Raw genomic sequence first — 23596 nt, 5'->3', positions numbered from 1 at the left:
GAAAGCCCCGCGTAACAAGGGATCCACCGGCATCGAGCCTGACTTTGCAGATCTTCCAAATCCTTAAAAATCAAAGGCTTGCCAACATCCCCCAGATAGGTTAGGGACTAACCCTGTCCCGCACTGCGGCAAACCTATCGGTGTGCATAAGTCAAGGGTCGTCAGTCAAGTCCGAGCACCTTTTTGGCGAATGCTGGCGAAAAAGTTAACTTGACAGGGTCCGGCGGCGCGGCTCCCGCAGCACTGGGTACGCTAGCAGGCCATCGCGCTGCGGCGCACGGCACCGCAGCAGGCGCCAGGCCGCGCGCATACTGTCACCGTCACTTCTGCGCGGCGCGCAGCTGACGGCTGTGTCGATGGACTTCGTCGACCAGGACCGAGACGCTCTCGGACGGCGTGAACTGCGAAATGCCATGGCCGAGATTGAAGACATGGCCGTCGCTGCCGCCACCCGCTGCATAGCTGTCCAGCACGCCACGCACCTGCTCGCGGATCGCCGCCTCGGGGGCAAAGAGTACGGTCGGGTCGATATTGCCCTGCAGTGCCACGCGGCCACCGGTGCGCCGGCGCGCCTCGGCCAGGTTGACGGTCCAGTCCAGCCCGATGGCATCGGCGCCGGTATCGGCGAGCGCCTCCAGCCACAGGCCGCCGCCCTTGGTGAACACGATCGCCGGCACTTGCTGGCCCTCGTGCTCGCGCTTCAGGCCGGCCAGGACGCGGCGCATGTAGGCCAGCGAGAACGCCTGGTACATGCCATCGGCCAGCGCCCCGCCCCAGGTATCGAAAATCATCACGGCCTGCGCGCCGGCTTCGATCTGGGCGTTCAGGTACGCCGTCACCGCCTGGGCGTTGATCTCGAGGATGTGGTGCATCAGGTCCGGGCGGCCGTACATCATCGCCTTGACCGTGCGGAAATCGTCCGAGCCACCGCCCTCGACCATGTAGCAGGCCAGCGTCCATGGGCTGCCCGAGAAGCCGATCAGCGGCACGCGCTGGCTGCCGTCCTGGACCAGCGCGCGGCGAATCTCGCGCACGGCGTCAAAGACATACTGCAGCGACGCCATGTCGGGCACGGCCAGCTTCTGCACGTCGGCCTCGGTGCGCAGCGGATGGGCGAAGCGCGGGCCCTCGCCCTGCGCGAACGACAGGCCCAGGCCCATCGCATCCGGCACCGTCAGGATGTCGGAAAACAGGATGGCGGCGTCCAGCGGATAGCGGTCCAGCGGCTGCAGTGTCACTTCGGTGGCGTAGGCCGGGTTCTTGGCCAGCCCGAGGAAGCTGCCGGCGCGGGCGCGCGTGGCGTTGTACTCGGGCAGGTAGCGGCCCGCCTGGCGCATCAGCCACAGCGGCGTGTATTCAGTCGGCTGGCGGCGCAGCGCGCGCAGGAAGGTATCGTTCTGCAGTGCGGTCATGGTCATCCTCGTAAGACCGCCATTCTAAGGGATGGCCGCGGGAGGATGCCGCTCAGACGTCGTCGATGATCCCGGTGAAGGCCGACGCGGCGCGCCGCATCCACTCACGCGCGCGCTCGGCGTCGGGCTGCAGCCGCGCGAAGCCGTGGGTCATGCCGCTGGCCTCGATGGTGATCACCGGGGCGTCGTGGCGCACCAGGAAGTCGGCATAGGCCAGGCCGTCGTCGCGCAGCACATCGTGCGCGGCCACCACCAGCACGGTGGCGGGCGGACGCACCGGTGGCGCGGCCATCAGGTGCACGCGCGGGTCGCCATGGGCGGCACCCTGCGCCAGGCCTTCGGCGCCGATGAACTGGGTCCAGAACCAGGCCATCTCGTCACGCGTGAGGCCGGGGCCGTCGGCGAAGGCACGGTAGCTCTCGGTGCTGAGCACGGGCGCCGTGACCGGATAGATCAGCAGCTGGGCGTCGACCCGCACCGCGTCGCCGGCATTGATCTGCTGCGCGGCCTGTGCCACCAGATGGCCGCCGGCGCTGTCGCCGGCCACCGCCAGGAAGCCCGGCGCCAGCCCCAGGGCCTGGCGCTGGCCGGCAAGCCACAGGACGGCCTCGGCGGCATCGTCGCAGGGCGCCGGGAAGGCGTGCTCGGGCGCCAGGCGGTAGTCGACACTGGCCACGGCGCAGCCGGTATCGGCCGCCAGCAAAGCCGCGACCGTATGGTGGGTCTGCGGCGAACCGATCACCCAACCGCCGCCATGGAAGTAGACGACCAGCCGCGGCGCGGCCACGCCGGCCGGGCGGAACAGCCGCGCGCCCAGTGTGCGGCCGGCGAGCAACACCTTCAGGTCCTGCACGGCGATGCCCTCCGGGTCCGGTAACCGCGACGCGGCCGCGATCTCGGCAAAGCGCGCCCGCCGGGCAGGAATATCGGCCGGCGCCGGTTCGGCAGCGTAGCGCTCGGCCAGGCGGCGGTAATAGGCAAGCAGTTGCGGATCGATGGCCATGGTCGGCGGCAAGTCGGAATGCGGGAATGGTAAGAAAATGCCTGGTATCAGTCCAGGCCTAGCCGGCGCGTCAGCTCGATCTTGCTGCAGCAGTCCTGCACCGCCAGCAGCCCTGCCCCGGCGGCGCGGCGCACGGCCTGGTCGTTGACGATGCCAAGCTGCAGCCAGATCCCGCGCGCGCCAATGGCGATGGCCTCGTCGACCACCGCGGGCGTTTCCTCCGCGCGGCGAAAGATATCGACCCATTCGATGGGGGCGCCCGCCGCAGACGCGGCCTCGGCGGCTTCGCGCAGCGTGGCGTGGCAGGTCTCGCCCAGGATGCGTTCGCCGGCATGGCGCGGATTGACCGGCACAATGCGGAAGCCGTGGCCTTGCAGGAACTCGGCCACCTCGTGGCTGGGCCGCTCCGGACGGTCGGACAGGCCGACCACGGCTACGGTCTTCATGGCCAGCATGGCTTGTATGGCTTGCTGCATCTCAGGCGGCATCGCATCTCCGTGGGTAGGCATGGGCGCCCCGCGGGCAGGTCAAAAACGTGACACGGCCTGCGCAGGCGTACTGAATCGTAACCGCAATTGTCACGCAGCAATTGGTGCGGGAACGAACACGGAAAATGGGAGCGAGAAGATAATCCATCGGCACGTATTTGCGGCGAACGTGACGCCAACGCGCAAAAATATGCCGATCACGCCTGATTTTGGCGGTTCGGGCTTTCAACTTCTTTCAAAACGATACATTTTGTTACTGCCATGCCGGGGAGTTTCCCCCACAATGCATTGACACACCCGCTGTCCGGCGGTTGTGGCACCCCGGTGAAAATGGCAATGCAGACTAAAGGGGTGTGGTGAAGAAAGCCTTTTGAAGCATTTCTGGCAGTAACCCGATTTTCCGATCCAGCAGAATGCTGCTGGACCGGAGTACCAGGAAGACCGTTGTCGCGCGTGGCCTTTGCGGCCTGTTGGCGGATATTTGGGTATCCGCTGCGCCTTGATTGTCGACCTGGACCGAACCCGTTCCTTCGAATTGACCCCTCGAAGGGATTTTCCCGTCCGCGCGGAGCCTCCCCGGCCCGCGCGCTTTTTTTTTGGTCCAGGCACGCGAAAAGAATATCGCCAGCCAAACAAAAAAGGCAGCCATGTGGCTGCCTTTTTTAATTGTCGCGCCAAAAAAACAACAGCGCGACAACCCACTAATTGCTTACTTCTTACGACGCAGGCGGGCGATGGCAGCCAGTTGGGCAGCCGCTACGGCGAGCTCGCTCTGAGCACGTGCCAGATCCAGATCGCTGCTCTGGTTCTGCATCAGCTCCTCGGCAGCGCGCTTGGCTTCCTGCGCCTTGGCCTCGTCCAGGTCACCACCGCGGATCGCGGTGTCGGCCAGCACGGTGACGTGCTTGGGCTGCACTTCGAGAATGCCGCCGGCAACGAACACGAACTCTTCGCTGCCGTCTTCCTTCTCGATGCGCACCGCACCCGGCTGGATGCGCGTGATCAGCGGCGTGTGACCCGGCAGGATGCCCAGCTCACCCGACTCGCCCGGCAGCGCCACGAACTTCGCCTGGCCGGAGAAGATCGACGCTTCCGCGCTGACGACGTCTACAAGAATGGTTGCCATATCAGATCCTTTCTCCACTCACTTCGCTTCTGACGGCGGCACCGCACGACGCGGTCCGCCGCCGTTCCCGCCTGGGCGGAAACGGCGAAACGAGGCTTACTGGAGCTTCTTGGCCTTTTCGAAGGCTTCGTCGATCGAGCCGACCATGTAGAACGCCTGCTCGGGCAGGTGATCGCACTCGCCATCGACCAGCATCTTGAAGCCGCGGATGGTTTCCTTCAGCGGCACGTACTTGCCCGGCGAACCCGTGAACACTTCGGCCACGTGGAACGGCTGCGACAGGAAACGCTGGATCTTGCGGGCGCGGTTCACGGCCAGCTTGTCTTCCGGCGACAGTTCGTCCATGCCCAGAATCGCGATGATGTCGCGCAGTTCCTTGTAGCGCTGCAGGGTCTGCTGAACGCGGCGGGCCACTTCGTAGTGTTCCGTGCCGACAACCTGCGGGTCCAGCTGGCGCGAGGTCGAATCCAGCGGATCCACTGCGGGGTAGATACCCAGTGCAGCGATGTCACGCGACAGCACCACGGTCGAGTCCAGGTGCAGGAAAGTCGTAGCCGGCGACGGGTCGGTCAAGTCATCCGCAGGCACGTACACGGCCTGGATCGACGTGATCGAGCCGGTCTTGGTCGACGTAATACGTTCCTGCAGCTTGCCCATTTCTTCAGCCAGCGTCGGCTGGTAGCCCACGGCGGAAGGCATACGGCCCAGCAGTGCGGACACTTCGGTACCGGCCAGCGTGTAGCGGTAGATGTTATCCACGAAGAACAGGATGTCACGGCCTTCGTCACGGAAGCGCTCGGCCATGGTCAGGCCGGTCAGCGCCACGCGCAGACGGTTGCCCGGCGGCTCGTTCATCTGGCCGAACACCATGGCCACCTTGTCGAGCACGTTCGAGTCCTTCATTTCGTGGTAGAAGTCGTTCCCTTCACGGGTACGCTCGCCCACGCCGGCAAACACCGACAGACCGCTGTGCTGCTTGGCGATGTTGTTGATGAGCTCCATCATGTTGACGGTCTTGCCCACGCCGGCGCCACCGAACAGACCCACCTTGCCGCCCTTTGCGAACGGGCAGACCAGGTCGATCACCTTGATGCCGGTTTCGAGCAGGTCAACGGAAGGCGACAGTTCGTCGAACTTCGGTGCCTTCTGGTGAATCGCGCGCAGTTCGTCACAAGCGATCGGGCCGGCTTCGTCGATGGGGCGGCCCAGCACGTCCATGATGCGACCCAGGGTGCCGTGGCCAACCGGCACCGAAATCGGGGCACCGGTGCCCTTCACTGCCATGCCGCGGCGCAGGCCGTCCGACGAGCCCAGGGCAATGGTACGCACCACGCCGTCACCGAGCTGTTGCTGGACTTCGAAGGTCAGACCCTTTTCGGCGAACGAGCCGTCGCTGCTGTCTTCCAGCACGAGCGCTTCATACACCTTCGGCATTGCGTCGCGGGGGAACTCGATGTCCACCACGGCGCCAATACACTGCACAATATTTCCGATACTCATTTCGTATCTCCGATAGCTTGAATTCGTGACGCCTTAGACCGCAGCTGCACCGCTGACGATTTCCGACAGTTCCTTGGTAATCGCGGCCTGACGGGTCTTGTTGTAGACCAGTTGCAGTTCGCCGATCACATTCTTGGCGTTGTCGGACGCAGCCTTCATGGCCACCATGCGCGCCGATTGCTCGGACGCCATGTTCTCGGCCACGGCCTGGAACACCAGCGCCTCGACATAGCGGACCAAAAGCTCTTCCACTACAGTCTGGGCGTCGGGCTCGTAGATGTAATCCCACGAGTAGGCGCGCTTTTCATCTTCGGTCTGGACCAGCTTGTCGGCGGCGAGCGGCAGCAGCTGCTCAACCATCGGTTCCTGCTTCATCGTGTTGATGAACTTGGTGTACGCCAGGTACACCGCATCGACTTCACCATTGGTGAAAGCGTCGAGCTGGACCTTGATCGCGCCGATCAGCTTTTCCAGATGCGGGGTGTCACCGAGGTGCACCACGTGCGAAACCACCTTGGCGCCGATACGACCGAGGAACTGCATGCCCTTGGTGCCGATGGCAGTCGCTCGCACGTCCACGCCACGGCCTTGCAGGCTCTTCAGTTCATTGGTTACCGCGCGCAACACGTTCGTGTTCAGGCCGCCGCACAGCCCCTTGTCGGTCGTGACCACGATCATGCCGACGCGCTTGACTTCGCGCTCCTGCATGAACGGATGCTTGAACTCGGGGTTGGCCGTAGCCAGGTGCGCCGCGATGTTGCGCACTTTCTCGGCATAGGGACGGGCGTTGCGCATCCGCTCCTGCGCCTTGCGCATCTTGGACGCGGCGACCATCTCCATCGCCTTGGTGATCTTGCGCGTGTTCTGCACGCTCTTGATCTTGGTTCGAATCTCTTTCGTTCCGGCCATATCTTCCTCTCCATCCGAACCATCGCCGCGCCGGCGTGAGCCAGGCGCGGCGGCGGTGTCGTGGAATCACGCGGTTAGAACGCGGCGGACTTCTTGAAATCCTCGACAGCGGCACGCAGGGCGGGCTCATCTTCCTTCGAGAGCTGCTTGGTCTCTTCGATGCGGTTGATGAGATCGGCGTACTTGGTCTTCAGATGGTCGTGCAGGCCCTTCTCGAACGGCAGAATGTCCTTCACTTCCACGTTGTCGAGGAAGCCGTTGTTGGCGGCGAACAGCGACGCGGCCAGCTGCCACACTTGCAGCGGCTGGTATTGCGGCTGCTTGAGCAGTTCGGTCACGCGGCGGCCGCGCTCGAGCTGCTTGCGGGTGGCGTCGTCCAGGTCCGAAGCGAACTGCGCGAACGCAGCCAGTTCACGGTACTGGGCCAGGTCGGTACGGATACCGCCGGACAGGTTCTTCACCACCTTGGTCTGGGCAGCACCACCGACGCGCGACACCGAGATACCGGCGTTGATGGCGGGGCGGATACCGGCGTTGAACAGGTCGGTTTCCAGGAAGATCTGGCCGTCCGTGATCGAGATCACGTTGGTCGGAACGAATGCGGACACGTCGCCGGCCTGCGTTTCGATCACCGGCAGCGCGGTCAGCGAACCGGTCTTGCCCTTGACGGCGCCGTTGGTGAACTTCTCGACGTAGTCGGCGTTCACGCGGGCAGCACGCTCCAGCAGGCGCGAGTGCAGGTAGAACACGTCGCCCGGGTAGGCTTCGCGGCCCGGCGGGCGGCGCAGCAGCAGCGACACCTGGCGGTAGGCCCAGGCTTGCTTGGTCAGGTCGTCATAGACGATCAGCGCGTCTTCGCCGCGGTCGCGGAAGTACTCGCCCATGGTGCAGCCGGCGTAGGCAGCCAGGTACTGCATGGCAGCCGAGTCCGAAGCGGCGGCGGCCACGACGACGGTGTATTCCATCGCGCCGTGCTCTTCCAGCTTGCGCACCACGTTGGCGATCGTCGAAGCCTTCTGGCCGATTGCCACGTACACGCAGAAGACGCCCTTGCCCTTCTGGTTGATGATGGCGTCGACAGCCACGGCGGTCTTGCCGGTCTGGCGGTCGCCAATGATCAGCTCGCGCTGGCCACGGCCGATCGGCACCATTGCGTCGATCGACTTCAGGCCGGTCTGCACCGGCTGGCTCACCGACTGACGCGCGATCACGCCCGGGGCGACCTTCTCGATCACGTCCGTTTCCTTGGCGTTGATCGGGCCCTTGCCGTCGATCGGCTGGCCCAGCGTGTTCACCACGCGGCCCAGCAGTTCCTTGCCGACCGGCACTTCCAGAATGCGGCCGGTGCACTTGACCGTGTCGCCTTCGGAAATGTGTTCGTACTCACCCAGCACCACGGCGCCGACCGAGTCGCGCTCGAGGTTCAGCGCGAGGCCGAAGGTGTTGCCGGGGAATTCCAGCATCTCGCCCTGCATCACGCCGGACAGGCCGTGCACGCGGCAGATGCCATCGGTCACGGAGATCACCGTGCCGGTATTGCGCACTTCAGCTTCAGCGCCAAGGCCCGAGATGCGGGTCTTGATCAGCTCGCTGATTTCTGAGGGGTTCAGTTGCATCACAATGCTCCTAATTCTTCAATCCGTCGGCCGGTGCGTTCAGGCGGTCAGCGCGACTTGCATGGCTGCCAGGCGCGCGCGCACGGAGGTGTCGAGCACTTCGTCGCCAACCTTGACGCTGACGCCGCCGATCAGGGACGGGTCCACCGCCACCTGCGCGTACAGCTTGCGGCCGAACTTGCGTTCGAGTGCGGCGACCAGGTCGTTCAGCTGCCCATCTTCCAGCGGGAATGCGCTGGTGATCTCGACATCGGACGACCCTTCGCGGGCGTTCTTGAGCGCATGGAACTGTTCGGCGATGTCAGGCATCACCGTGAGGCGGCCGTTTTCCACCAGCAGCCTGACGAAGCGGCGCGCCTCGTCATTCAGCGGGGACTTCAGCACCGACAGGAACAGTTCGGCCAGCTTTTCGCCGGGAACGTTCGGATCGTCGGCCACCGCCTTCATGTCGGGATTGGCAGCAACCTGCCCCATCTCCGACACCAGCTCGGACCATGCACCCAGATTGCCTGCGCTCGATTCACTGGCGACGCGGAACAGCGCCTCAGCGTAGGGACGGGCAATGGTTGCGGTTTCAGCCATGATTAGAGCTCAGCCTTGAGTTGATTGAGCAGGTCGGAGTGGACCTGCGCGTTCACTTCACGCTTGAGGATCTGCTCGGCACCCTTGACGGCCAGCACGGCAACCTGGTCACGCAGTGCTTCGCGTGCGCGGGTAACCTGCTGCTCTGCTTCGGCCTTGGCCTGGGCAATGATGCGTGCGGCTTCTGCCTGGGCGTTTTGCTTGATCTCGTCTGCCGTCAGCTGGGCGCGCTTCTCGGCGTCAGCGACGCGTTGTGCACCCTCGGTGCGGGCTTCGGCCATAGCCTGGTCCACACGCTTGTTGGCGAGTTCGAGCTCGGCCTTGCCCTTCTCGGCAGCGGCGAGGCCATCGGCGATCTTCTTTGCGCGTTCGTCGAGCGCCTTCACCAGCGGCGGCCAAATGAATTTGGCAACAACCCACCACAGGATGAAGAACACGACCATCTGCGCAAAAAACGTTGCGTTCAGATTCATGGTGTGTTCCTTTCGGTAATCAAACTACAGATAAATGCACAAAAGGCGGCTGGGCTGGTGGCCCGCGCCGCCCGTCAGCATCATGCAGACCGAAAAGAATTACTTGATGACAGCCAGCAGCGGGTTGGCGAAGGCGAACAGCATTGCAACACCCACACCGATCAGGAATGCAGCGTCGATCAGGCCAGCCAGCAGGAACATCTTGGTTTGCAGCGGGTTCATCAGCTCAGGCTGACGTGCGCAGGCTTCGATGTACTTGCCACCCATCAGGGCGATACCCAGGCAGGCGCCGATAGCGCCCAGGCCGATGATGATGCCGATACCGATGGCGGTCAGACCCTGGATGTTGGCGAGAAATGCTTGCATGATGACTCCTTTAATTTAGAGAGACTTAGAACCAAAAAACCAAAAAACCAAAAAACCGGAAATCAGTGGTGATCGTGAGCCTGGCCGATGTACACCAGCGTCAGCATCATGAAAATGAAGGCCTGGAGCAGGACGATCAGGATGTGGAAGATCGCCCATACCGTGCCGGCCACCACGTGACCGACAAAGCCCAGCGCGGACAGGTCGGCGCCGAACGTCCAGATCGAACCCAGCAGCGCGATCAGCAGGAACACGAGTTCGCCGGCGTACATGTTGCCGAACAACCGCATGCCGAGCGAAACAGCCTTGGCCAGGAACTCGATCAGGTTCAGGATCAGGTTGAACGGGGCCAGGTACCACTTGGCGCCGAACGGGGCCGAGAACAGCTCGTGCATGAAGCCGCCCGTGCCCTTGATCTTGAAGCTGTAGTAGATCATCAGCACCAGCACCGAGCAGGACATGCCCAGCGTGCCGTTCAGGTCGGCCGTGGCCACCGCGCGGTGGTGCGGGAGATGGATGTGGAAGACGCCCAGCAGGTTGTTCAGGCCGGTGACCCAGTCGACCGGAATCAGGTCGATCGCGTTCATCATGGTGATCCAGCAGAACACCATCAGCGCCAGCGGCGCAATCCACGAACGGTCACCGTGGATGATGCCCTTGGCCTGGTCGTCGACCATCTCGACGATCATCTCGACGAAGGCCTGGAAGCGGCCCGGCACGCCGGGGGTGACGCGGCGCGCGGCAGCGTACAGGAACAGCACGGCGATGGCGCCGCACAGCACGGACCAGAACACCGTGTCGTAGTTGAGCACGGAGAAATCGACCACCGACGCTTGCTTGCCGCCGACCGAGTTCAGATTCTGCAAGTGTTCGGCGATATAGCCGGAGGGTGTCAGCGCGTGTTCGGCGCCTTGGGTAGCATCAGACATGTCGATACGAACGGTATATTGCGAAATCTTCAGGCCGCGCGCCGCCACTGTCTGGCAAACGCCCGGTACGCGTCTTGCATTGCCTTCGGCGGATTCGCCGGTCACCGCAATGCAAGCGGGGTCCAACCTTGGCCGTACCCGGTGTCACGGCGATGAAAGCCACTGTGAAACCGTCACGGAAAACTCTTGATATTCCGTTTCGGTGCCCCACTTCCGGATGAAGCACCGATTTCGAGCGGCTGGCCTAGCGCATCAGCAGGGCCACCACCCAATATGTCTTGAGCGCGAGCAGGAACGTGACCAGCATCGGCACCCAGCGCAGATCCCGGTACAGCACCACGACCAGCACCAGCAGTGCCACCGTGGCGAAGACCTTGATCGCCTCGCCCAGCACCAGGCCGCCGACCGAAGCCCGGTCGCGCGCCAGCCACAGGCGCAGTGCGAACAATCCGCTCGGCACGAAGCACACCATGCCGCCGAACAGTGCCGACCATCCATACGGCGCCGGCTCTTTCGCAAACAGCGCCCAGCACAGTGCCGACAGCAGGGAAACCAACACCTGCGCCAGGACAACCTTGCCCGGGGTCATGCGCGAAGGGCGCAGTGCGCGCTCGCCAAACAGCGTTACCGCCTCGGCGTGCGACAGCGGATCGACAGCTTCTTCCTCACGGTCTGCGCCTTCTTTCCAGTCGTCCCAGTCATCTTCCTGACGGGAGCCGGCGCCTCGTTGCTGACGGTCTCGAACCACCACCTGCCTGCCTTATTCCAGGCCGGAACTTTTCGGCCCGACCAGAATTCAAACCGCACGATTTTAAGGGGAACTACTGATTCGCGTCAATCTGCTTACATTTGCCTTGCAGTGCGTTGCGCACAACGGTTGCCATCACGATTGCATGATGGACGCGCAATAATTGCGCGGCAATGATGTCTGACGTAATTGGATTGCGCAGTGAACCCCGCGCATGATGAGGGATTACCGGGTACGCAGTGTGTATACCGGCAATCGGAATGGCCGGTGCAGCGTACACGCAACAGTCTTCGTCGCGACGGCCGTTAATCGCACCGAATTGCGTGCGCGGCTTCGCTTGCGCCCTCGCCCGCAGCCTCAGGCGACCTTCTGCCCTTCCGTGGATTCGCGCAGGCGCACAAGCACGCCTTCGAGCGCATCGTTGTTGCTGAAGTGAATGGTGAGCTGGCCCTTGCCGCGTGCGCCCAGCTTGATCTGCACCGCCAGCCCCAGCGCATCCGACAGCTCTTCTTCCAGCCGCGCCACGTCGCGCACATTATTGACGCCCTTCTGCTTGAGCGACTTCAGGTCGAACGGCTTGAGCGTCGATGCCACCAGCTTCTCGGTCTCGCGCACCGACAGCCGCTTGTTGACGATCTGGTTGGCCAGCGTGATCTGGCTGGCGCCATCCACTGCCAGCAGCGCGCGCGCGTGGCCCATGTCGAGATCGCCCGCCATCAGCATGGTCTGCACCGGCGCGGCCAGGTTCAGCAGGCGCAGCAGGTTCGACACCGCGCTGCGCGAGCGGCCGACCGACTCGGCTGCCTGCTCGTGCGTGAAACTGAATTCGCGGATCAGGCGCATGATGCCCTGCGCTTCTTCCAGCGGGTTCAGGTCTTCGCGCTGGATATTCTCGATCAGCGCCATCGCGGCCGCGGCTTCGTCGGCCACGTCCTTCACCAGCACCGGCACCTTGTCCAGGCCGGCCAGCCTGGAGGCGCGGAAGCGCCGCTCGCCCGCGATGATCTCGTAGCGGTCGGGCTCCGCCACGCGGCGCACCAGGATCGGCTGCATCAGCCCCTGTGCGCGGATGCTGGCAGCCAGCTCCTGCAGCGCGCCTTCATCCATGCGCGTGCGCGGCTGGTACTTGCCGGGCTGCAACTGGTGCAGGTGCAGCACCGTGGGCGCGCCCTCCTGCTTCACCGATTCAACGATTTCAGCCGGCCCGCCCAACAACGCTTCCAGGCCGCGGCCGAGGCCCTTCTTCTTTGCAGTGCTCATGCTTGCCCTCTCCTTCAGCCCAGCTGCCGGACCCGCGCGATCATCTCGGCGCCGAAATCCAGGTACGCCTTGGCTCCCTTCGATGACGGATCGAACGCCACGCCCGGCATGCCATAGGACGGTGCCTCGGCCAGCCGCACATTGCGCGGGATCAGGGTCTTGAAGACCTTCTCGCCGAAGTGCGATTCGAGTTGCGCCGACACCTGCTGTTGCAGCGTGACGCGCGGATCGAACATGACGCGCAGCAGGCCGATCACCTGCAGGTCGCGGTTCAGGTTGGCGTGCACCTGCTTGATGGTGTTGACCAGGTCCGACAGCCCTTCCAGCGCAAAGTACTCGCACTGCATCGGCACGATCACGCCATGCGCGGCGCACAGCCCGTTCAGCGTCAGCAGCGACAGCGACGGCGGGCAGTCGATCAGCACGAAGTCATACTCGCCATCGACTTCCGCGATAGCCTGGCGCAGCCGGCGCTCGCGCTGGTCCAGTTCGACCAGCTCCACTTCGGCGCCGGCCAGTTCCCGGTTGGCGGGCAGCACGTCGTACCTGCCAGTCTCGGAACGCTGGCGCGCCTGCGCGATGCTGGAGAGGCCGACCAGCACCTGGTACACGCTGTGCTCCAGCGCCTGCTTGTCGATGCCCGAACCCATCGAGGCATTGCCCTGCGGGTCCAGGTCGACCAGCAGCACGCGCTGGTCCTGCGCGGCCAGGCCGGCGGCGAGGTTCACCGTGGTGGTGGTCTTGCCTACCCCGCCCTTCTGGTTGGCGATCACGAATACCTTGGCCATAAGCTACTGAGGCTCCTGCTTCAATTCATCTGGCCAGCGCGGGGCTGGCAGTTCGCGGCGCCGGGTACAGCGCCGCGGCGTACATCATGCGTGGGCGCTTGCGCGCCGCGACAGCACCACCAGGTGGCGCTCGGCATCCAGCCCGGGCACCGTGATGCGGGGCACCGCATCCACCTGCCATTGCGCCATCAGCCCGGCGGCTTCCATGCGGTCCAGCTCGGCCTGTGGATAAACACCCTTCATTGCGATCAGCTTGCCGCGCGGCGCCAGCAGCTGGCCCGACAGGTTCACGAAGTCCGTCAGCTCGGCAAACGCGCGCGAGGTGATCACGGCAAAGCCAGCGTCGTCGTCCAGCTTCTCCACCGGTCCCCAGTGCGCCGCGGCATTGGCCAGCCCGAGCTGCGCGCGGCATTGCGTCAGGAACGCGGTCTTCTTCTGCACGATGTCCACCATCAGCACCGACACATCGGGACAGGCGATCGCCAATGGCAGGCCCGGCATGCCGCCGCCGGAACCCACGTCGAGCACCCTGCCTCGCGCCGGCGTACCTACCTCTGCAGCACGCGCGGCTTCGGCCAGCGCCGGCACTGCGGCGAGCGAATCCAGCATGTGATGCGTCAGCATCTCATCGGGGTGGCGGATCGCGGTCAGGTTATAGACGCCGTTCCACTTGCGCAGCAGCGCCAGGTAGGCGAACAACGTGTCGATCTGCGCCGGCGCGAGCGCCAGGCCGATCGCCTCGAGACCGGCCTCCAGGCGACGGCGCTGCGTGGCGTCGTCGGTCACGGTGTGTCGCGGACCGGCCACTCAGGCTGCCTCTTCAGAGTTGGTGGAAGGTGCGCCCGACTCTGCGCGCGTGCGGCCCAGCCCCTTCTTCTTCAGGTGCACCAGCAGCAGCGAGATCGCAGCCGGCGTCACGCCGGAGATGCGCGAGGCCTGGCCCAGCGTTTCGGGACGGTGCTGGTTCAGCTTCTGGCTGACCTCGAAACCGAGGCCACGCACTTCGGTGTAATCCAGCCCTTCCGGCAGGCGCGTCGCCTCGTTGGCTTCCAGCTTGTCGACCTCGGCGGCCTGGCGGGCGATATAGCCGTGGTACTTGATGCCGATCTCGATCTGCTCGCGGATCTGTTCCGCCAGCATCGGCTCCGCGTCCAGCGGGGTTTCCGGGGCATGGCGACCGCCCTGCAATGCCATCAGTGCTTCGTAGCGGACTTCCGGCCGGCGCAGCAGGTCGGCCAGGCTGTACTCGCGCTCGATCGGCTTGCCCAGCAGCGGCACGGCCTCTTCGGCCGGCAGCATGGCCGGGTTCACCCAGGTGCTCTTCAGGCGCTCTGTTTCACGTGAAACAGCGTCGCGCTTGCGGTTGAAAGCATCCCAGCGCGCATCATCGACTACGCCCAGTTCGCGGCCGACCTCGGTCAGGCGCATATCGGCGTTGTCTTCCCGCAGGCTCAGGCGAAACTCCGCGCGGCTAGTGAACATGCGGTATGGCTCGGTCACGCCACGCGTGATCAGGTCGTCGACCAGCACGCCCAGGTAGGCCTGGTCGCGGCGCGGCGTCCACGCATCGCGTTCGCGCACGTAGCAGCCCGCGTTGATGCCGGCCAGCAGGCCCTGCGCGGCGGCTTCTTCATACCCGGTGGTGCCATTGATCTGACCGGCGAAGAACAGGCCACGGATAGCCTTGCTTTCCAGCGACGCCTTCAGCCCGCGCGGATCGAAGTAGTCGTACTCGATCGCATAGCCGGGGCGCAGGATATGTGCGTTCTCCATGCCACGGATCGAGTGCACCAGCTCCAGCTGCACGTCGAACGGCAGGCTGGTCGAGATCCCGTTGGGATAGAACTCATTGGTGGTCAGGCCTTCAGGCTCCAGGAAGATCTGATGGCTCTCCTTGCTGGCAAAGCGATGGATCTTGTCCTCGATGCTGGGGCAGTAGCGCGGCCCTACCCCTTCGATCACGCCGGTGTACATCGGCGAACGGTCCAGCCCGCCACGGATGATGTCGTGGGTGCGGCCGTTGGTATGGGTGATCCAGCAAGGCAGCTGTTGCGGGTGCTGCTCCGGGCGGCCCAGGAAGGAGAACACGGGCACCGGATCCAGGTCGCCGGGCTGCTCTTCCATCACCGAGAAGTCGATGGTGCGGCCGTCGATGCGCGGCGGCGTGCCGGTTTTCAAACGCCCTTGCGGCAGCTTCAGGTCCTTCAGGCGCGCCGACAGCGACACCGCCGCCGGGTCGCCGGCGCGGCCGCCGGTGTAGTTATCCAGCCCCACGTGGATCTTGCCATCCAGGAAGGTGCCGGCTGTCAACACGACCGCGCGGCCGCGGAAGGCGATGCCAACCTGCGTCATGGCGCCGACGACGCGGTCGCCCTCCACCATCAGGTCGTCCACGGCCTGCTGGAACAGCATCAGGTTCGGCTGGTTCTCCAGCCGGGTACGGATCGCCTTGCGGTACAGCACGCGGTCGGCCTGGGCACGCGTGGCGCGCACTGCCGGGCCCTTGCTGGAGTTCAGGATGCGGAACTGGATACCGGCCTCGTCCGTGGCGGCGGCCATGGCACCGCCCATCGCGTCCACTTCCTTGACCAGGTGTCCCTTGCCGATGCCGCCGATGGACGGGTTGCAGCTCATCTGGCCCAACGTCTCGATGTTGTGGGTCAGCAGCAGCGTCTGGCAGCCCATACGGGCCGCGGCGAGTGCAGCTTCAGTGCCGGCATGGCCACCGCCGACGACGATGACATCGAATTCTTTTGGGTAAAGCATGGGACACCTCCTCCGGGAGGCTGGCGGGAAAATACGGGAATGCGAAATTATAGCGGCATTCGACTGGCCGCCTTCCGACCGACACCATGTTTCACGTGAAACATGGCGTTGACGATACCCGGCAAGTCGCTCGAAAGCGACGTTATGTTCCACGTGAAACAAAAAGGCCGGGCACATGGCCCGGCCGGATGTTTCACGTGGAACAAGCGCCTCAGAGTTGCGAGCGGATATAGCCCGCCACCCGCTCCGTCAGCTTGCCAAGGTCACGCTGCAGCGTGACGAACCCGGCATTGCGCTCCCGTGTCACCTCATCCATATACAGCGGCCGCCGGATCTCGATCTGCAGGCTGTTGCGCCGCTCGGCCGGCCGCCCGATCTGGGCGATCAGCTGCACGCCCTTGTATGGATCGTTACACGCCACCGTGTAGCCCATGTCGCGCAACTCGCGTTCGACCAGGTCGACCAGCCCCGGCTCGCAGGTGGTGCCGTCCCGGTCGCCCAGCACAAAGTCCGCCAACGGGTGCGGGCTGTCGATCTTGAGCCGCTCGTAGGCGTTGTTGGGCATGGAGTGCAGGTTCAGATGCCAGAGCGCGCCAAAGCGCTGGTAGGCGCCCTCCACCGCCTCGGCCAGCGACGCATGGTACGGCCGGTAGTAGCGCTCGATCCGGCCCTGCACTTCCGCCACGGACAGGCGCCGGTCATAGATCGGCGTGCTGGCATCAATCCGGCTCCAGATCAGGCCATAGCCCAGCTGCGTCTTCGGCCCCGGGGCCAGCGCCGTCGGCCAGGCGCCGTCGATCTGCACCGGGTCGATGTCGTCGGCCATCCGGTTCGGGTCGATATAAACGCGCGGGAACGTCGCCGCCAGCAGCGTACCGCCTGCTGCGGGCACGGCCTCCCACAAGGCATCGACGTGCGTGTCCTCGCCCCCGCGCAGGCGCGCGGCAGGAATTGCCGCGCCGAAGTCGGCCGGGTACGCCGTGCCGCTATGCGGCGAGTCGCACACCAGCGGCAGCGCCTCCCCTTCCGGCAGGCGCACAATGACCGGCGGCAGGGCGGCGGCCAGGTGATTCGCTTCAGCCATGCGTCAGTCCAGTTGGATGTTGGCGGCCTTGGCGACGCGGGCATAGCGTGCAATGGCTTGCTGGATCTGCGCCTTGAACTGCTCCGGCGTGGTCGGCACCAACGTGCCGCCGGAGTCTTCCACCTTGCGCTTGAACTCGGGGTTCTGCATGGCCTTGTGGATGGCCTGGTTCAGCCTTGCCACGATGGCAGGCGGCGTGCCCGCGGGCGCAACGATGCCGAACCAGCCGCCGTCGCCCATCTCCTTGTAGCCCAGCTCCGCATAGGTAGGGACGTTTGGCAACTGCGGCGAGCGCGTGGCGCCAAGCACCGCCAGCGCGCGCAGGCGGCCCGACTTCACGTGGGGCAGCGCGGAGGCCAGGTTGTCCGAGATGGCATTGACCTACCCTGCCACCGCATCATTGAGCCCCAGGCCGGCGCCCTTGTACGGCACATGCAGCAGGTTGATCTTCGCCAGCATCTGGAAGTTTTCAAGGTTTACGTGACCGAGGGTCCCCGTGCCCGGCGAGGCCACCGAATACTTGCCAGGATTGGCCCTGGCCAGGGCAATGAATTCCTGCATGGTTTTCGCCGGCACGCTTGGGTGCACTGTGAATACGCTCGGCATCGACACCACGTTGGTGACCGGGGCAAAGTCCTTGATCGGGTCGTACTTGAGCTTCGGGTATACGGCGGGATTGGAACCGTGCGTGCTCACCGTGGCCATGCCGATGGTGTAGCCATCCGGCGCGGCGTTGGCCACCTGCTCCATGCCCACCGAGCCGCCGGCGCCGCCCTTGTTCTCGACCACGATGGTCTGGCCCAGCTCGCGGCCGGCAAACTGAGCCACCAGGCGCGCCGACAGGTCAGTGGAGCCGCCGGCCGCGAACGGCACGATCAGGCGGATCGGGCGCGTCGGGTAGTTGCCTTGCGCGAGGGCGCTGCCGGCAAGGGCCAGCGTGGCGGTGGCAGCGGTGCCGGACAGCAGCAGCTGGCGGCGGGATATCCGGGCTCGGATCATGGGGTTTCTCCTGTTTCTTTGTGCATGAACCGGGCGAGTGTCAGCCGTTTACCGGCTGTGCACAAACGACTATATTGCACGTGTGCATTACCAAAGATCATTGTTGCGGCGACCGCGCCGGAACTTGACTTCCTCCCGGCCCCGCCCTTCCCCGCCATGCGGCTGCATTCCCCGTCGATGTCCGAACTGCACGCCTTTGCCACCGCGGCACGGCTGGGCAGCTTCACGCGCGCAGCCGACGAACTGTGCGTGACGCAAGGCGCTATCAGCCGCGCCATCGCACGGCTGGAAGCGCATTTCGGCCAGCCGCTGCTGCAACGCAATGCGCACCGGCTGATGCTGACCGATGCCGGTCAGCAACTGCTCGACGCCGTGGCCGAGCCGCTGGCCGCGATCGAGCACGCCAGCGCCGCCCTGCGCGCCGGCGACCGCCGGCACCACCTGACACTGTCAGTCGTGCCGACGCTGGCCAGTGTCTGGCTGGTGCCGCGCCTGCCGGACTTCCATCGCCACCATCCGGAAATCCGGCTGAACTTCGTCCCGTACCAGCGCGACGAGGATCTCTCCGGCCCGTCACCGGACGCCGCCATCCTGGCCGGTGAAGCCGGCAAGTGGCCCGGCCTGCAGGTCGACTACGTCGTGGGACGTGAAATGGTGCCGGTCTGTCATCCGGACCGCGCCCGTGCGCGCCGCGAGGCCGGCCGCTGGCAGTCACCCGCGGAGTTGCTGGACGAGCCCCTGCTCTACCACACCACCGCGCCGGCGAACTGGCAAAACTGGCTCCTGGCCGCCGGCGTACCCAACGCTGCGCCAAGGTTATCCACAGCGTTCGACCAGGTTTCGATCCTGATCCAGGCAGTGCGCGCCGACATCGGCGTCGCCGTGCTGCAGCGCTGCCTGGTGCGCGACGAAATTGCCGCCGGACGCGTCACAGCGCCGTTTGACCTGCCTATTTCGCTGCAACGCGGCTATTTCCTGTGTGTGCCGAAGGAACGGCGCGATCATCCGGCGCTGAGTTGCTTCCGGGATTGGCTGCTGGAGACCGCAGCGAAAGATACAGGCAGCGACACCAACACATTATTCACCGGATGAGTTCTGTATTCACATTTCCATATAAATACATCCATACGACAGATAATGTTTGTCAGCCCATCATTTGGATGGATGTAATCTCGCAGATTGCGCAGGTGAAAATTCATCCGGTGGATATCTGCGTACCTACATCAGCGCGCCAGCCGTGACATCGCGCCAAAGCCTCGCCGAATTGGGTTATCCCCAAAGTTATTCACACCACCAATAGAAAAGGGCCCGCATCTGCAGGCCCTCATTCCTCGTGCGAAAACCAGGCAGCTTATGCCGCCTTTTTTGCCAGTCCAAGGTAGGTTTCGATCACCTTCGGGTTCGCCGCCAGCTCGTCCGCCGGCCCTTCCATCGCCATGTCCCCGGTTTCGATCACATAGCCGTAGTCAGCCACCTGCAGCGCGGCGCGCGCGTTCTGCTCGATCAGGAGCGTGGCCACACCGGTCTGGCGCAGGTTGCTGATGATGTGGAAGATCTCCTTGACGATCAGCGGCGCCAGGCCAAGGCTGGGCTCGTCCAGCATCAGCAGTTGCGGCTTGGCCATCAGCGCGCGGCCCACCGCCAGCATCTGGCGCTCGCCGCCAGAGAGCGTGCCGGCGTCCTGGCGGGCGCGCTCACGCAGGCGCGGGAACAGGCCGTAGACCACGTCCATCTGGTCCAGGTAGTTCTTCTCGCCGGCGCGCTTGCGCCGGAAGGCGCCAAGCTGCAGGTTGTCCTCCACCGTCATCGATGCAAACAGCTCGCGCTTCTCCGGCACCAGGCACATGCCGCGCGCGACACGGCCCTCCACCGGGATGCCGGCCATGTCGTGGCCAAGGTAGCTGACCGCGCCGGTCGACGACCCCGTCACCGGGAGCGCACCCATCACCGCATTGAGCATGGTCGACTTGCCGGCACCATTGGGGCCGATCACCGTGACGATCTGGCCGGCCTCCACCTTCAGGTTGGCCCCGTGCACCGCTTCCACCTTGCCGTAGCGGACATGGAGGTCCTTCACTTCGAGAATCAGGCTCATGTCCGGTCCTTATTCCACGCCACCGAGGTAGGCTTCCAGCACCGCCGGGTTCTTCTGCACTTCCTCGGGCACGCCCTCGGCAATGCGCGTGCCAAATTCCATCACCACCAGCCGGTCGGTCAGGTTCATCACGAAGTCCATGTCGTGCTCGACCAGCAGCACGCTCATGCCCTCGCCCTTGAGCTTGCGCAGCAGCTCGGCCAGTGCCTGCTTCTCCTTGTAGCGCAGGCCCGCGGCGGGCTCGTCCAGCAGCAGCAGCGCCGGGTCGCAGCACAGTGCGCGCGCGATTTCCAGGATGCGCTGCTGACCCAGCGCGAGGCTGCCGGCTTCCATGTACATGCAGTCGGCCAGGCCCACGCGCTCAAGCTGGCGCTTCGCTTCAAACAGCAGCTTCTCTTCCTCGGCCTTGTTCATGCGCAGGATCGCGGCCGAGACGCCGCCCTGTGCGCGGAAGTCGCCGCGCAGGTGCGCGCCGATGGCCACGTTCTCCAGCACCGTCATGGTCGGCAGCAAATGCACGTGCTGGAAGGTGCGGCCGATGCCACGCTTGACGATCTCGCGCGACGGCAGGCCCGAGATCACCTCGCCGCGATAACGGACTTCACCGCGCGTGACCGGCAGCACGCCAGTCACCAGGTTGAAGGTGGTGGACTTGCCCGCACCATTGGGGCCGATCAGCCCGATGATCTCGCCCGCGCGCACCTGGAAGCTGACATCGTTGACCGCCACCAGCCCGCCGAACTCCTTGCGCGCCGCGCGCACATCCAGGATCAGCTCGCCGGCCTCGGGCTTCTGGCGCACGGCCAGTGCCTCGGCCTGCGCCGGCGCCAGTACCGGCGGACCCGACGGAACCAGACGCCGCAGAAACGGCCAGATGCCATCGCGCGCGTATTGCAGCAGCAGCACCAGCAGCACACCGAAGACGATGATCTCGAAGTTGCCATTGGCACCGAGCAGCTTGGGCAGCACGCCCTGCAGCACATCCTTCAGGATGGTCAGGACGCCCGCGCCCAGCACCGCGCCCCACACATGGCCCACGCCGCCGACCACGGCCATGAACAGGTATTCGATGCCGTAGTTCAGGCCGAACGGCGTCGGGTTCACCGCGCGCTGCAGGTGCGCATACAGAAAGCCCGACACGCAGGCCAGGATCGCCGCGACCACAAAGATCACCACCTTCATCCAGGCGGTGTTCACGCCCATGGCCTCGGCCATCACGCCGCCGCCCTTGAGCGCGCGGATGGCGCGGCCCGGGCGCGAGTTCAGCAGGTTCTGCATCGCCAGCACGGCCAGCAGCACCACGGCCCAGATCAGGTAGAACATCGAGCGGCCCGACTGCAGTTCGACGCCGAAAAACGACAGCACCGGGATGCCGTTCAGGCCGTCATACTTGCCCAGAAACTCCAGGTTGCCGAACAGGAAGAACAGCGACAGGCCCCAGGCAATCGTCGCCAGCGGCAGGTAGTGGCCGGACATGCGCATCGTGATCAGGCCGATCACATAGGCCGATGCCATCGTGGTCACCAGCCCCACCATCAGCCCGAACCACGGCGACAGCCCGAACTGCGTGGTCAGGTACGCAGTGCTGTACGCGCCCAGCCCCACGAACGCGGCCTGCCCGAACGAGGTCATGCCGCCCACCCCGGTCAGCAGCACCAGCCCGATCGCGACGATGCTGTACAGGCCGATGTAGTTGCCCAGCGTGATCCAGAACTCCGGTGTCGGCAGTACCGGCAGCAGCGCCAGCACCACGATGAAAGCCAGCACCAGCAGCCGGTTGCGGTTGACCCGCGCACGGCTGCCGGCCTCGGCGCCGGCGACGCCCGCCTGCTTGTCGGTCAGCATGGTCATGGCTTATTCCTCCTCCTCGACATGCTTGCTCGTCAGCGAGCGCCACAGCAGCACCGGAATGATCAGTGTGAAGACGATGACCTCCTTGAACGCGCTGGCCCAGAAGGACGAATAGGATTCGAGCAGCCCCACCAGCAGCGCACCCAGCGCCGCCACCGGATAGCTCACCAGCCCGCCGACGATGGCGCCGACAAAGCCCTTCAGGCCCACCAGGAAACCCGACTCGTAGTAGACCGTGGTCAGCGGCGCGATCAGGATGCCGCACAGCGCGCCCATCGCCGCGGCCAGCGTGAACGACAGCCGCCCCGCCTGCGTGGTGCCAATGCCGACCAGGCGCGCACCCAGCCGGTTCACCGCGGTCGCGCGCAGCGCCTTGCCCTGCAGCGTGCGCTCGAAATAGAAGTACAGCGCGCCGATCAGCAGCGCCGACACGCCCACGATCCACAGGCTCTGGCCCGAGATGCTGAGCGCGCCCACCTCAAAGCGCGCGTCCGAGAACGCATTGGTACGCGAGCCCTCCGCGCCGAACATCACCAGCCCCAGCCCCACCAGCGCGAAGTGCACGCCCACCGAGACAATCAGCAGCACGAGCGTGCTGGCTTCGGCCAGCGGCTGGTAGGCCAGCCGGTACAGCATCGGACCCAGCGGGATGATGATCAGCAGCGTCAGCGCGATCTGCGCCAGCATCGGCAGCGGCTGCGCGCCGTACTGCTGCGCCAGCCAGTGCACCGCGAACGGGAACACCAGGTATTTGCCGGCCAGCACCGCCAGCCGCTGGCCCAGCGTGCGCCGCAATTCGGCGCTGCGCAGCACGGTGACGGTCTCATAGAGGAAGGTCAGCGCCCCCATCGCCAGCAGCAGCCAGCTGGTCTGCGGCGCGTGCCCGGCCTGCATCGCCGCCAGCGTCAGCGCGCCGTAGGCGACGAATTCCCCTTGCGGGATGAAGATGACACGGGTTACCGAGAACACCAGCACCAGGGCCAGTGCCAGCAGCGCGTAGATCGCGCCTGAGGTGATGCCGTCCTGGGCCAGGATGGCGGCGATTGATAAGTCCATTGTCTCCCCGTCTTTTGTGGATGCCTGCCTGCTTTATAGGGGGAGCTGACAGGGGGTCTGTGTGCTTTGTTGTGGGATGGTAAGCGGATTGCCTGCTTTGGTTATGTCGGTCGGGTTCGATGTTGTCGTAGGTTTGACCGCCTGGTTCCGCCCTGCTGGGCGGGTCACTTTTTGTCCGAGCGACAAAAAGTAACCAAAAAACGCGTCGCCTCTGGCGGCTGGCCATCCATTCCTCGGCGTGGGTGGTTCGGGCGGTGGTGATTTCCGGTCGATGGGGTTGGTGGTTCGACCCTGCTACGCACCCTGTCTATGCCTGCTTCCACGGACTATTGGACGAACCCGACTTTAGGCGGTTGGCAGCCTGCTAACCACGGCGTCGGTCGGACGCCTTCGGCTGCGCTGCGCGCACGTCCTAACGTGGCAGAACCAGTGGCCACGTCCTGATTTTTTCCTTTGGCCCGGCATCGTCCGCGACAACGCCGTGCGAGCGCAGCGACGCACTCCGTGCCCGAGCACCCGACCTGCGATACTGAGTGCGCGCAGCG

21 protein-coding genes and 1 pseudogene are annotated in these 23596 nt (G+C 64.8%); 1 reads left to right on the top strand and 21 read right to left on the bottom strand.

What is annotated here, in order from left to right; translation table 11 throughout:
* Positions 1 to 320 precede the first annotated feature (320 nt).
* The 18 genes and pseudogenes from hemE to ACZ5MJ_RS18385 all read right to left on the bottom strand — a co-directional run bounded on the left by hemE (position 321) and on the right by ACZ5MJ_RS18385 (position 18049).
* Positions 321 to 1412: a uroporphyrinogen decarboxylase gene (gene hemE, locus ACZ5MJ_RS18470; protein WP_464221316.1), complete on the bottom strand. Its 1092-nt coding sequence runs from the start codon at positions 1410 to 1412 to the stop codon at positions 321 to 323.
* A 52-nt stretch (positions 1413 to 1464) separates the two neighbouring features.
* Entirely contained in the window at positions 1465 to 2415 is a 951-nt protein-coding gene (locus ACZ5MJ_RS18465) for an alpha/beta hydrolase (protein ID WP_464221315.1), read from the bottom strand.
* A 47-nt stretch (positions 2416 to 2462) separates the two neighbouring features.
* Positions 2463 to 2903 carry a CoA-binding protein gene (locus tag ACZ5MJ_RS18460; protein WP_464223754.1) on the bottom strand — a complete coding sequence of 147 codons (441 nt, stop codon included), beginning with the start codon at positions 2901 to 2903 and terminating at the stop codon, positions 2463 to 2465.
* A gap of 709 nt (positions 2904 to 3612) precedes the next feature.
* A complete protein-coding gene (locus ACZ5MJ_RS18455; protein WP_010811262.1) occupies positions 3613 to 4029 on the bottom strand; it encodes a F0F1 ATP synthase subunit epsilon in 417 nt (138 codons plus the stop codon).
* Positions 4030 to 4125: 96 nt separating this feature from the next.
* Positions 4126 to 5529, bottom strand: coding sequence for a F0F1 ATP synthase subunit beta (atpD, locus tag ACZ5MJ_RS18450; RefSeq protein ID WP_432258663.1), 1404 nt, complete (start codon positions 5527 to 5529; stop codon positions 4126 to 4128).
* A gap of 33 nt (positions 5530 to 5562) precedes the next feature.
* Positions 5563 to 6438 (bottom strand): F0F1 ATP synthase subunit gamma, encoded by an 876-nt coding sequence (gene atpG, locus ACZ5MJ_RS18445; protein WP_464221310.1) that lies wholly within the window; start codon positions 6436 to 6438, stop codon positions 5563 to 5565.
* A 74-nt stretch (positions 6439 to 6512) separates the two neighbouring features.
* Positions 6513 to 8054 (bottom strand): F0F1 ATP synthase subunit alpha, encoded by a 1542-nt coding sequence (atpA, locus tag ACZ5MJ_RS18440; RefSeq protein WP_171516233.1) that lies wholly within the window; start codon positions 8052 to 8054, stop codon positions 6513 to 6515.
* 39 nt (positions 8055 to 8093) lie between these two features.
* Positions 8094 to 8636 carry a F0F1 ATP synthase subunit delta gene (locus tag ACZ5MJ_RS18435; RefSeq protein WP_464221308.1) on the bottom strand — a complete coding sequence of 181 codons (543 nt, stop codon included), beginning with the start codon at positions 8634 to 8636 and terminating at the stop codon, positions 8094 to 8096.
* Positions 8637 to 8638: 2 nt separating this feature from the next.
* Positions 8639 to 9109 (bottom strand): F0F1 ATP synthase subunit B, encoded by a 471-nt coding sequence (locus tag ACZ5MJ_RS18430; RefSeq protein ID WP_464221306.1) that lies wholly within the window; start codon positions 9107 to 9109, stop codon positions 8639 to 8641.
* Between the two features lie 99 nt (positions 9110 to 9208).
* Positions 9209 to 9475, bottom strand: coding sequence for a F0F1 ATP synthase subunit C (gene atpE, locus ACZ5MJ_RS18425; protein ID WP_013958389.1), 267 nt, complete (start codon positions 9473 to 9475; stop codon positions 9209 to 9211).
* Between the two features lie 62 nt (positions 9476 to 9537).
* A complete protein-coding gene (gene atpB / locus ACZ5MJ_RS18420; RefSeq protein ID WP_464221303.1) occupies positions 9538 to 10404 on the bottom strand; it encodes a F0F1 ATP synthase subunit A in 867 nt (288 codons plus the stop codon).
* 244 nt (positions 10405 to 10648) lie between these two features.
* Complete coding sequence (locus ACZ5MJ_RS18415) at positions 10649 to 11155, bottom strand: ATP synthase subunit I (protein ID WP_432258668.1); 507 nt, start codon at positions 11153 to 11155, stop codon at positions 10649 to 10651.
* Between the two features lie 354 nt (positions 11156 to 11509).
* Entirely contained in the window at positions 11510 to 12412 is a 903-nt protein-coding gene (locus ACZ5MJ_RS18410) for a ParB/RepB/Spo0J family partition protein (protein WP_464221302.1), read from the bottom strand.
* 14 nt (positions 12413 to 12426) lie between these two features.
* The gene (locus tag ACZ5MJ_RS18405) at positions 12427 to 13200 is read right to left on the bottom strand and encodes a ParA family protein (RefSeq protein WP_464221301.1); all 774 of its coding nucleotides are present in this window, start codon (positions 13198 to 13200) and stop codon (positions 12427 to 12429) included.
* A gap of 84 nt (positions 13201 to 13284) precedes the next feature.
* Complete coding sequence (gene rsmG / locus ACZ5MJ_RS18400; protein WP_464221299.1) at positions 13285 to 13986, bottom strand: 16S rRNA (guanine(527)-N(7))-methyltransferase RsmG; 702 nt, start codon at positions 13984 to 13986, stop codon at positions 13285 to 13287.
* A gap of 21 nt (positions 13987 to 14007) precedes the next feature.
* Positions 14008 to 15966 (bottom strand): tRNA uridine-5-carboxymethylaminomethyl(34) synthesis enzyme MnmG, encoded by a 1959-nt coding sequence (gene mnmG / locus ACZ5MJ_RS18395; RefSeq protein WP_464221297.1) that lies wholly within the window; start codon positions 15964 to 15966, stop codon positions 14008 to 14010.
* Positions 15967 to 16177: 211 nt separating this feature from the next.
* Positions 16178 to 17050, bottom strand: a complete 873-nt coding sequence (locus ACZ5MJ_RS18390; RefSeq protein WP_464221296.1) for an N-formylglutamate amidohydrolase — start codon at positions 17048 to 17050, stop codon at positions 16178 to 16180.
* A gap of 3 nt (positions 17051 to 17053) precedes the next feature.
* A pseudogene (locus tag ACZ5MJ_RS18385) lies at positions 17054 to 18049 on the bottom strand (tripartite tricarboxylate transporter substrate binding protein BugE).
* Between the two features lie 156 nt (positions 18050 to 18205).
* On the opposite strand from ACZ5MJ_RS18385, the gene ACZ5MJ_RS18380 reads away from it, so the two are divergent.
* Positions 18206 to 19141, top strand: a complete 936-nt coding sequence (locus ACZ5MJ_RS18380; RefSeq protein ID WP_464221295.1) for a LysR substrate-binding domain-containing protein — start codon at positions 18206 to 18208, stop codon at positions 19139 to 19141.
* Positions 19142 to 19400: 259 nt separating this feature from the next.
* On the opposite strand, the gene ACZ5MJ_RS18375 is transcribed toward ACZ5MJ_RS18380, so the two are convergent.
* Genes ACZ5MJ_RS18375 through ACZ5MJ_RS18365 form a run of 3 tightly spaced genes read right to left on the bottom strand, consistent with a single transcriptional unit; the run spans position 19401 to position 23051 of the window.
* Positions 19401 to 20144 (bottom strand): ABC transporter ATP-binding protein, encoded by a 744-nt coding sequence (locus ACZ5MJ_RS18375; RefSeq protein WP_464221293.1) that lies wholly within the window; start codon positions 20142 to 20144, stop codon positions 19401 to 19403.
* Positions 20145 to 20153: 9 nt separating this feature from the next.
* Positions 20154 to 21995 (bottom strand): branched-chain amino acid ABC transporter ATP-binding protein/permease, encoded by a 1842-nt coding sequence (locus ACZ5MJ_RS18370; RefSeq protein ID WP_464221291.1) that lies wholly within the window; start codon positions 21993 to 21995, stop codon positions 20154 to 20156.
* A 3-nt stretch (positions 21996 to 21998) separates the two neighbouring features.
* Positions 21999 to 23051, bottom strand: coding sequence for a branched-chain amino acid ABC transporter permease (locus ACZ5MJ_RS18365; protein WP_432258677.1), 1053 nt, complete (start codon positions 23049 to 23051; stop codon positions 21999 to 22001).
* Positions 23052 to 23596 lie beyond the last annotated feature (545 nt).

It is taken from the genome of Cupriavidus sp. LA-1 (assembly GCF_055385985.1).
This window is presented reverse-complemented; position numbering and strand designations above follow the sequence as displayed.

What these genes read in the sequence shown, in the direction of transcription:
- ACZ5MJ_RS18460 (WP_464223754.1), bottom strand. Translation starts at nt 2,903, where the DNA reads ATGCCGCCTGAGATGCAGCAAGCCATACAAGCCATGCTGGCCATGAAG.
- atpG (WP_464221310.1), bottom strand. Translation starts at nt 6,438, where the DNA reads ATGGCCGGAACGAAAGAGATTCGAACCAAGATCAAGAGCGTGCAGAAC.
- ACZ5MJ_RS18370 (WP_464221291.1), bottom strand. Translation starts at nt 21,995, where the DNA reads ATGACCATGCTGACCGACAAGCAGGCGGGCGTCGCCGGCGCCGAGGCC.
- ACZ5MJ_RS18465 (WP_464221315.1), bottom strand. Translation starts at nt 2,415, where the DNA reads ATGGCCATCGATCCGCAACTGCTTGCCTATTACCGCCGCCTGGCCGAG.
- atpE (WP_013958389.1), bottom strand. Translation starts at nt 9,475, where the DNA reads ATGCAAGCATTTCTCGCCAACATCCAGGGTCTGACCGCCATCGGTATC.
- atpB (WP_464221303.1), bottom strand. Translation starts at nt 10,404, where the DNA reads ATGTCTGATGCTACCCAAGGCGCCGAACACGCGCTGACACCCTCCGGC.
- ACZ5MJ_RS18410 (WP_464221302.1), bottom strand. Translation starts at nt 12,412, where the DNA reads ATGAGCACTGCAAAGAAGAAGGGCCTCGGCCGCGGCCTGGAAGCGTTG.
- ACZ5MJ_RS18375 (WP_464221293.1), bottom strand. Translation starts at nt 20,144, where the DNA reads ATGAGCCTGATTCTCGAAGTGAAGGACCTCCATGTCCGCTACGGCAAG.
- ACZ5MJ_RS18430 (WP_464221306.1), bottom strand. Translation starts at nt 9,109, where the DNA reads ATGAATCTGAACGCAACGTTTTTTGCGCAGATGGTCGTGTTCTTCATC.
- atpA (WP_171516233.1), bottom strand. Translation starts at nt 8,054, where the DNA reads ATGCAACTGAACCCCTCAGAAATCAGCGAGCTGATCAAGACCCGCATC.
- ACZ5MJ_RS18365 (WP_432258677.1), bottom strand. Translation starts at nt 23,051, where the DNA reads ATGGACTTATCAATCGCCGCCATCCTGGCCCAGGACGGCATCACCTCA.
- ACZ5MJ_RS18390 (WP_464221296.1), bottom strand. Translation starts at nt 17,050, where the DNA reads ATGGCTGAAGCGAATCACCTGGCCGCCGCCCTGCCGCCGGTCATTGTG.
- ACZ5MJ_RS18435 (WP_464221308.1), bottom strand. Translation starts at nt 8,636, where the DNA reads ATGGCTGAAACCGCAACCATTGCCCGTCCCTACGCTGAGGCGCTGTTC.
- ACZ5MJ_RS18405 (WP_464221301.1), bottom strand. Translation starts at nt 13,200, where the DNA reads ATGGCCAAGGTATTCGTGATCGCCAACCAGAAGGGCGGGGTAGGCAAG.
- ACZ5MJ_RS18380 (WP_464221295.1), top strand. Translation starts at nt 18,206, where the DNA reads ATGCGGCTGCATTCCCCGTCGATGTCCGAACTGCACGCCTTTGCCACC.
- mnmG (WP_464221297.1), bottom strand. Translation starts at nt 15,966, where the DNA reads ATGCTTTACCCAAAAGAATTCGATGTCATCGTCGTCGGCGGTGGCCAT.
- ACZ5MJ_RS18455 (WP_010811262.1), bottom strand. Translation starts at nt 4,029, where the DNA reads ATGGCAACCATTCTTGTAGACGTCGTCAGCGCGGAAGCGTCGATCTTC.
- atpD (WP_432258663.1), bottom strand. Translation starts at nt 5,529, where the DNA reads ATGAGTATCGGAAATATTGTGCAGTGTATTGGCGCCGTGGTGGACATC.
- hemE (WP_464221316.1), bottom strand. Translation starts at nt 1,412, where the DNA reads ATGACCGCACTGCAGAACGATACCTTCCTGCGCGCGCTGCGCCGCCAG.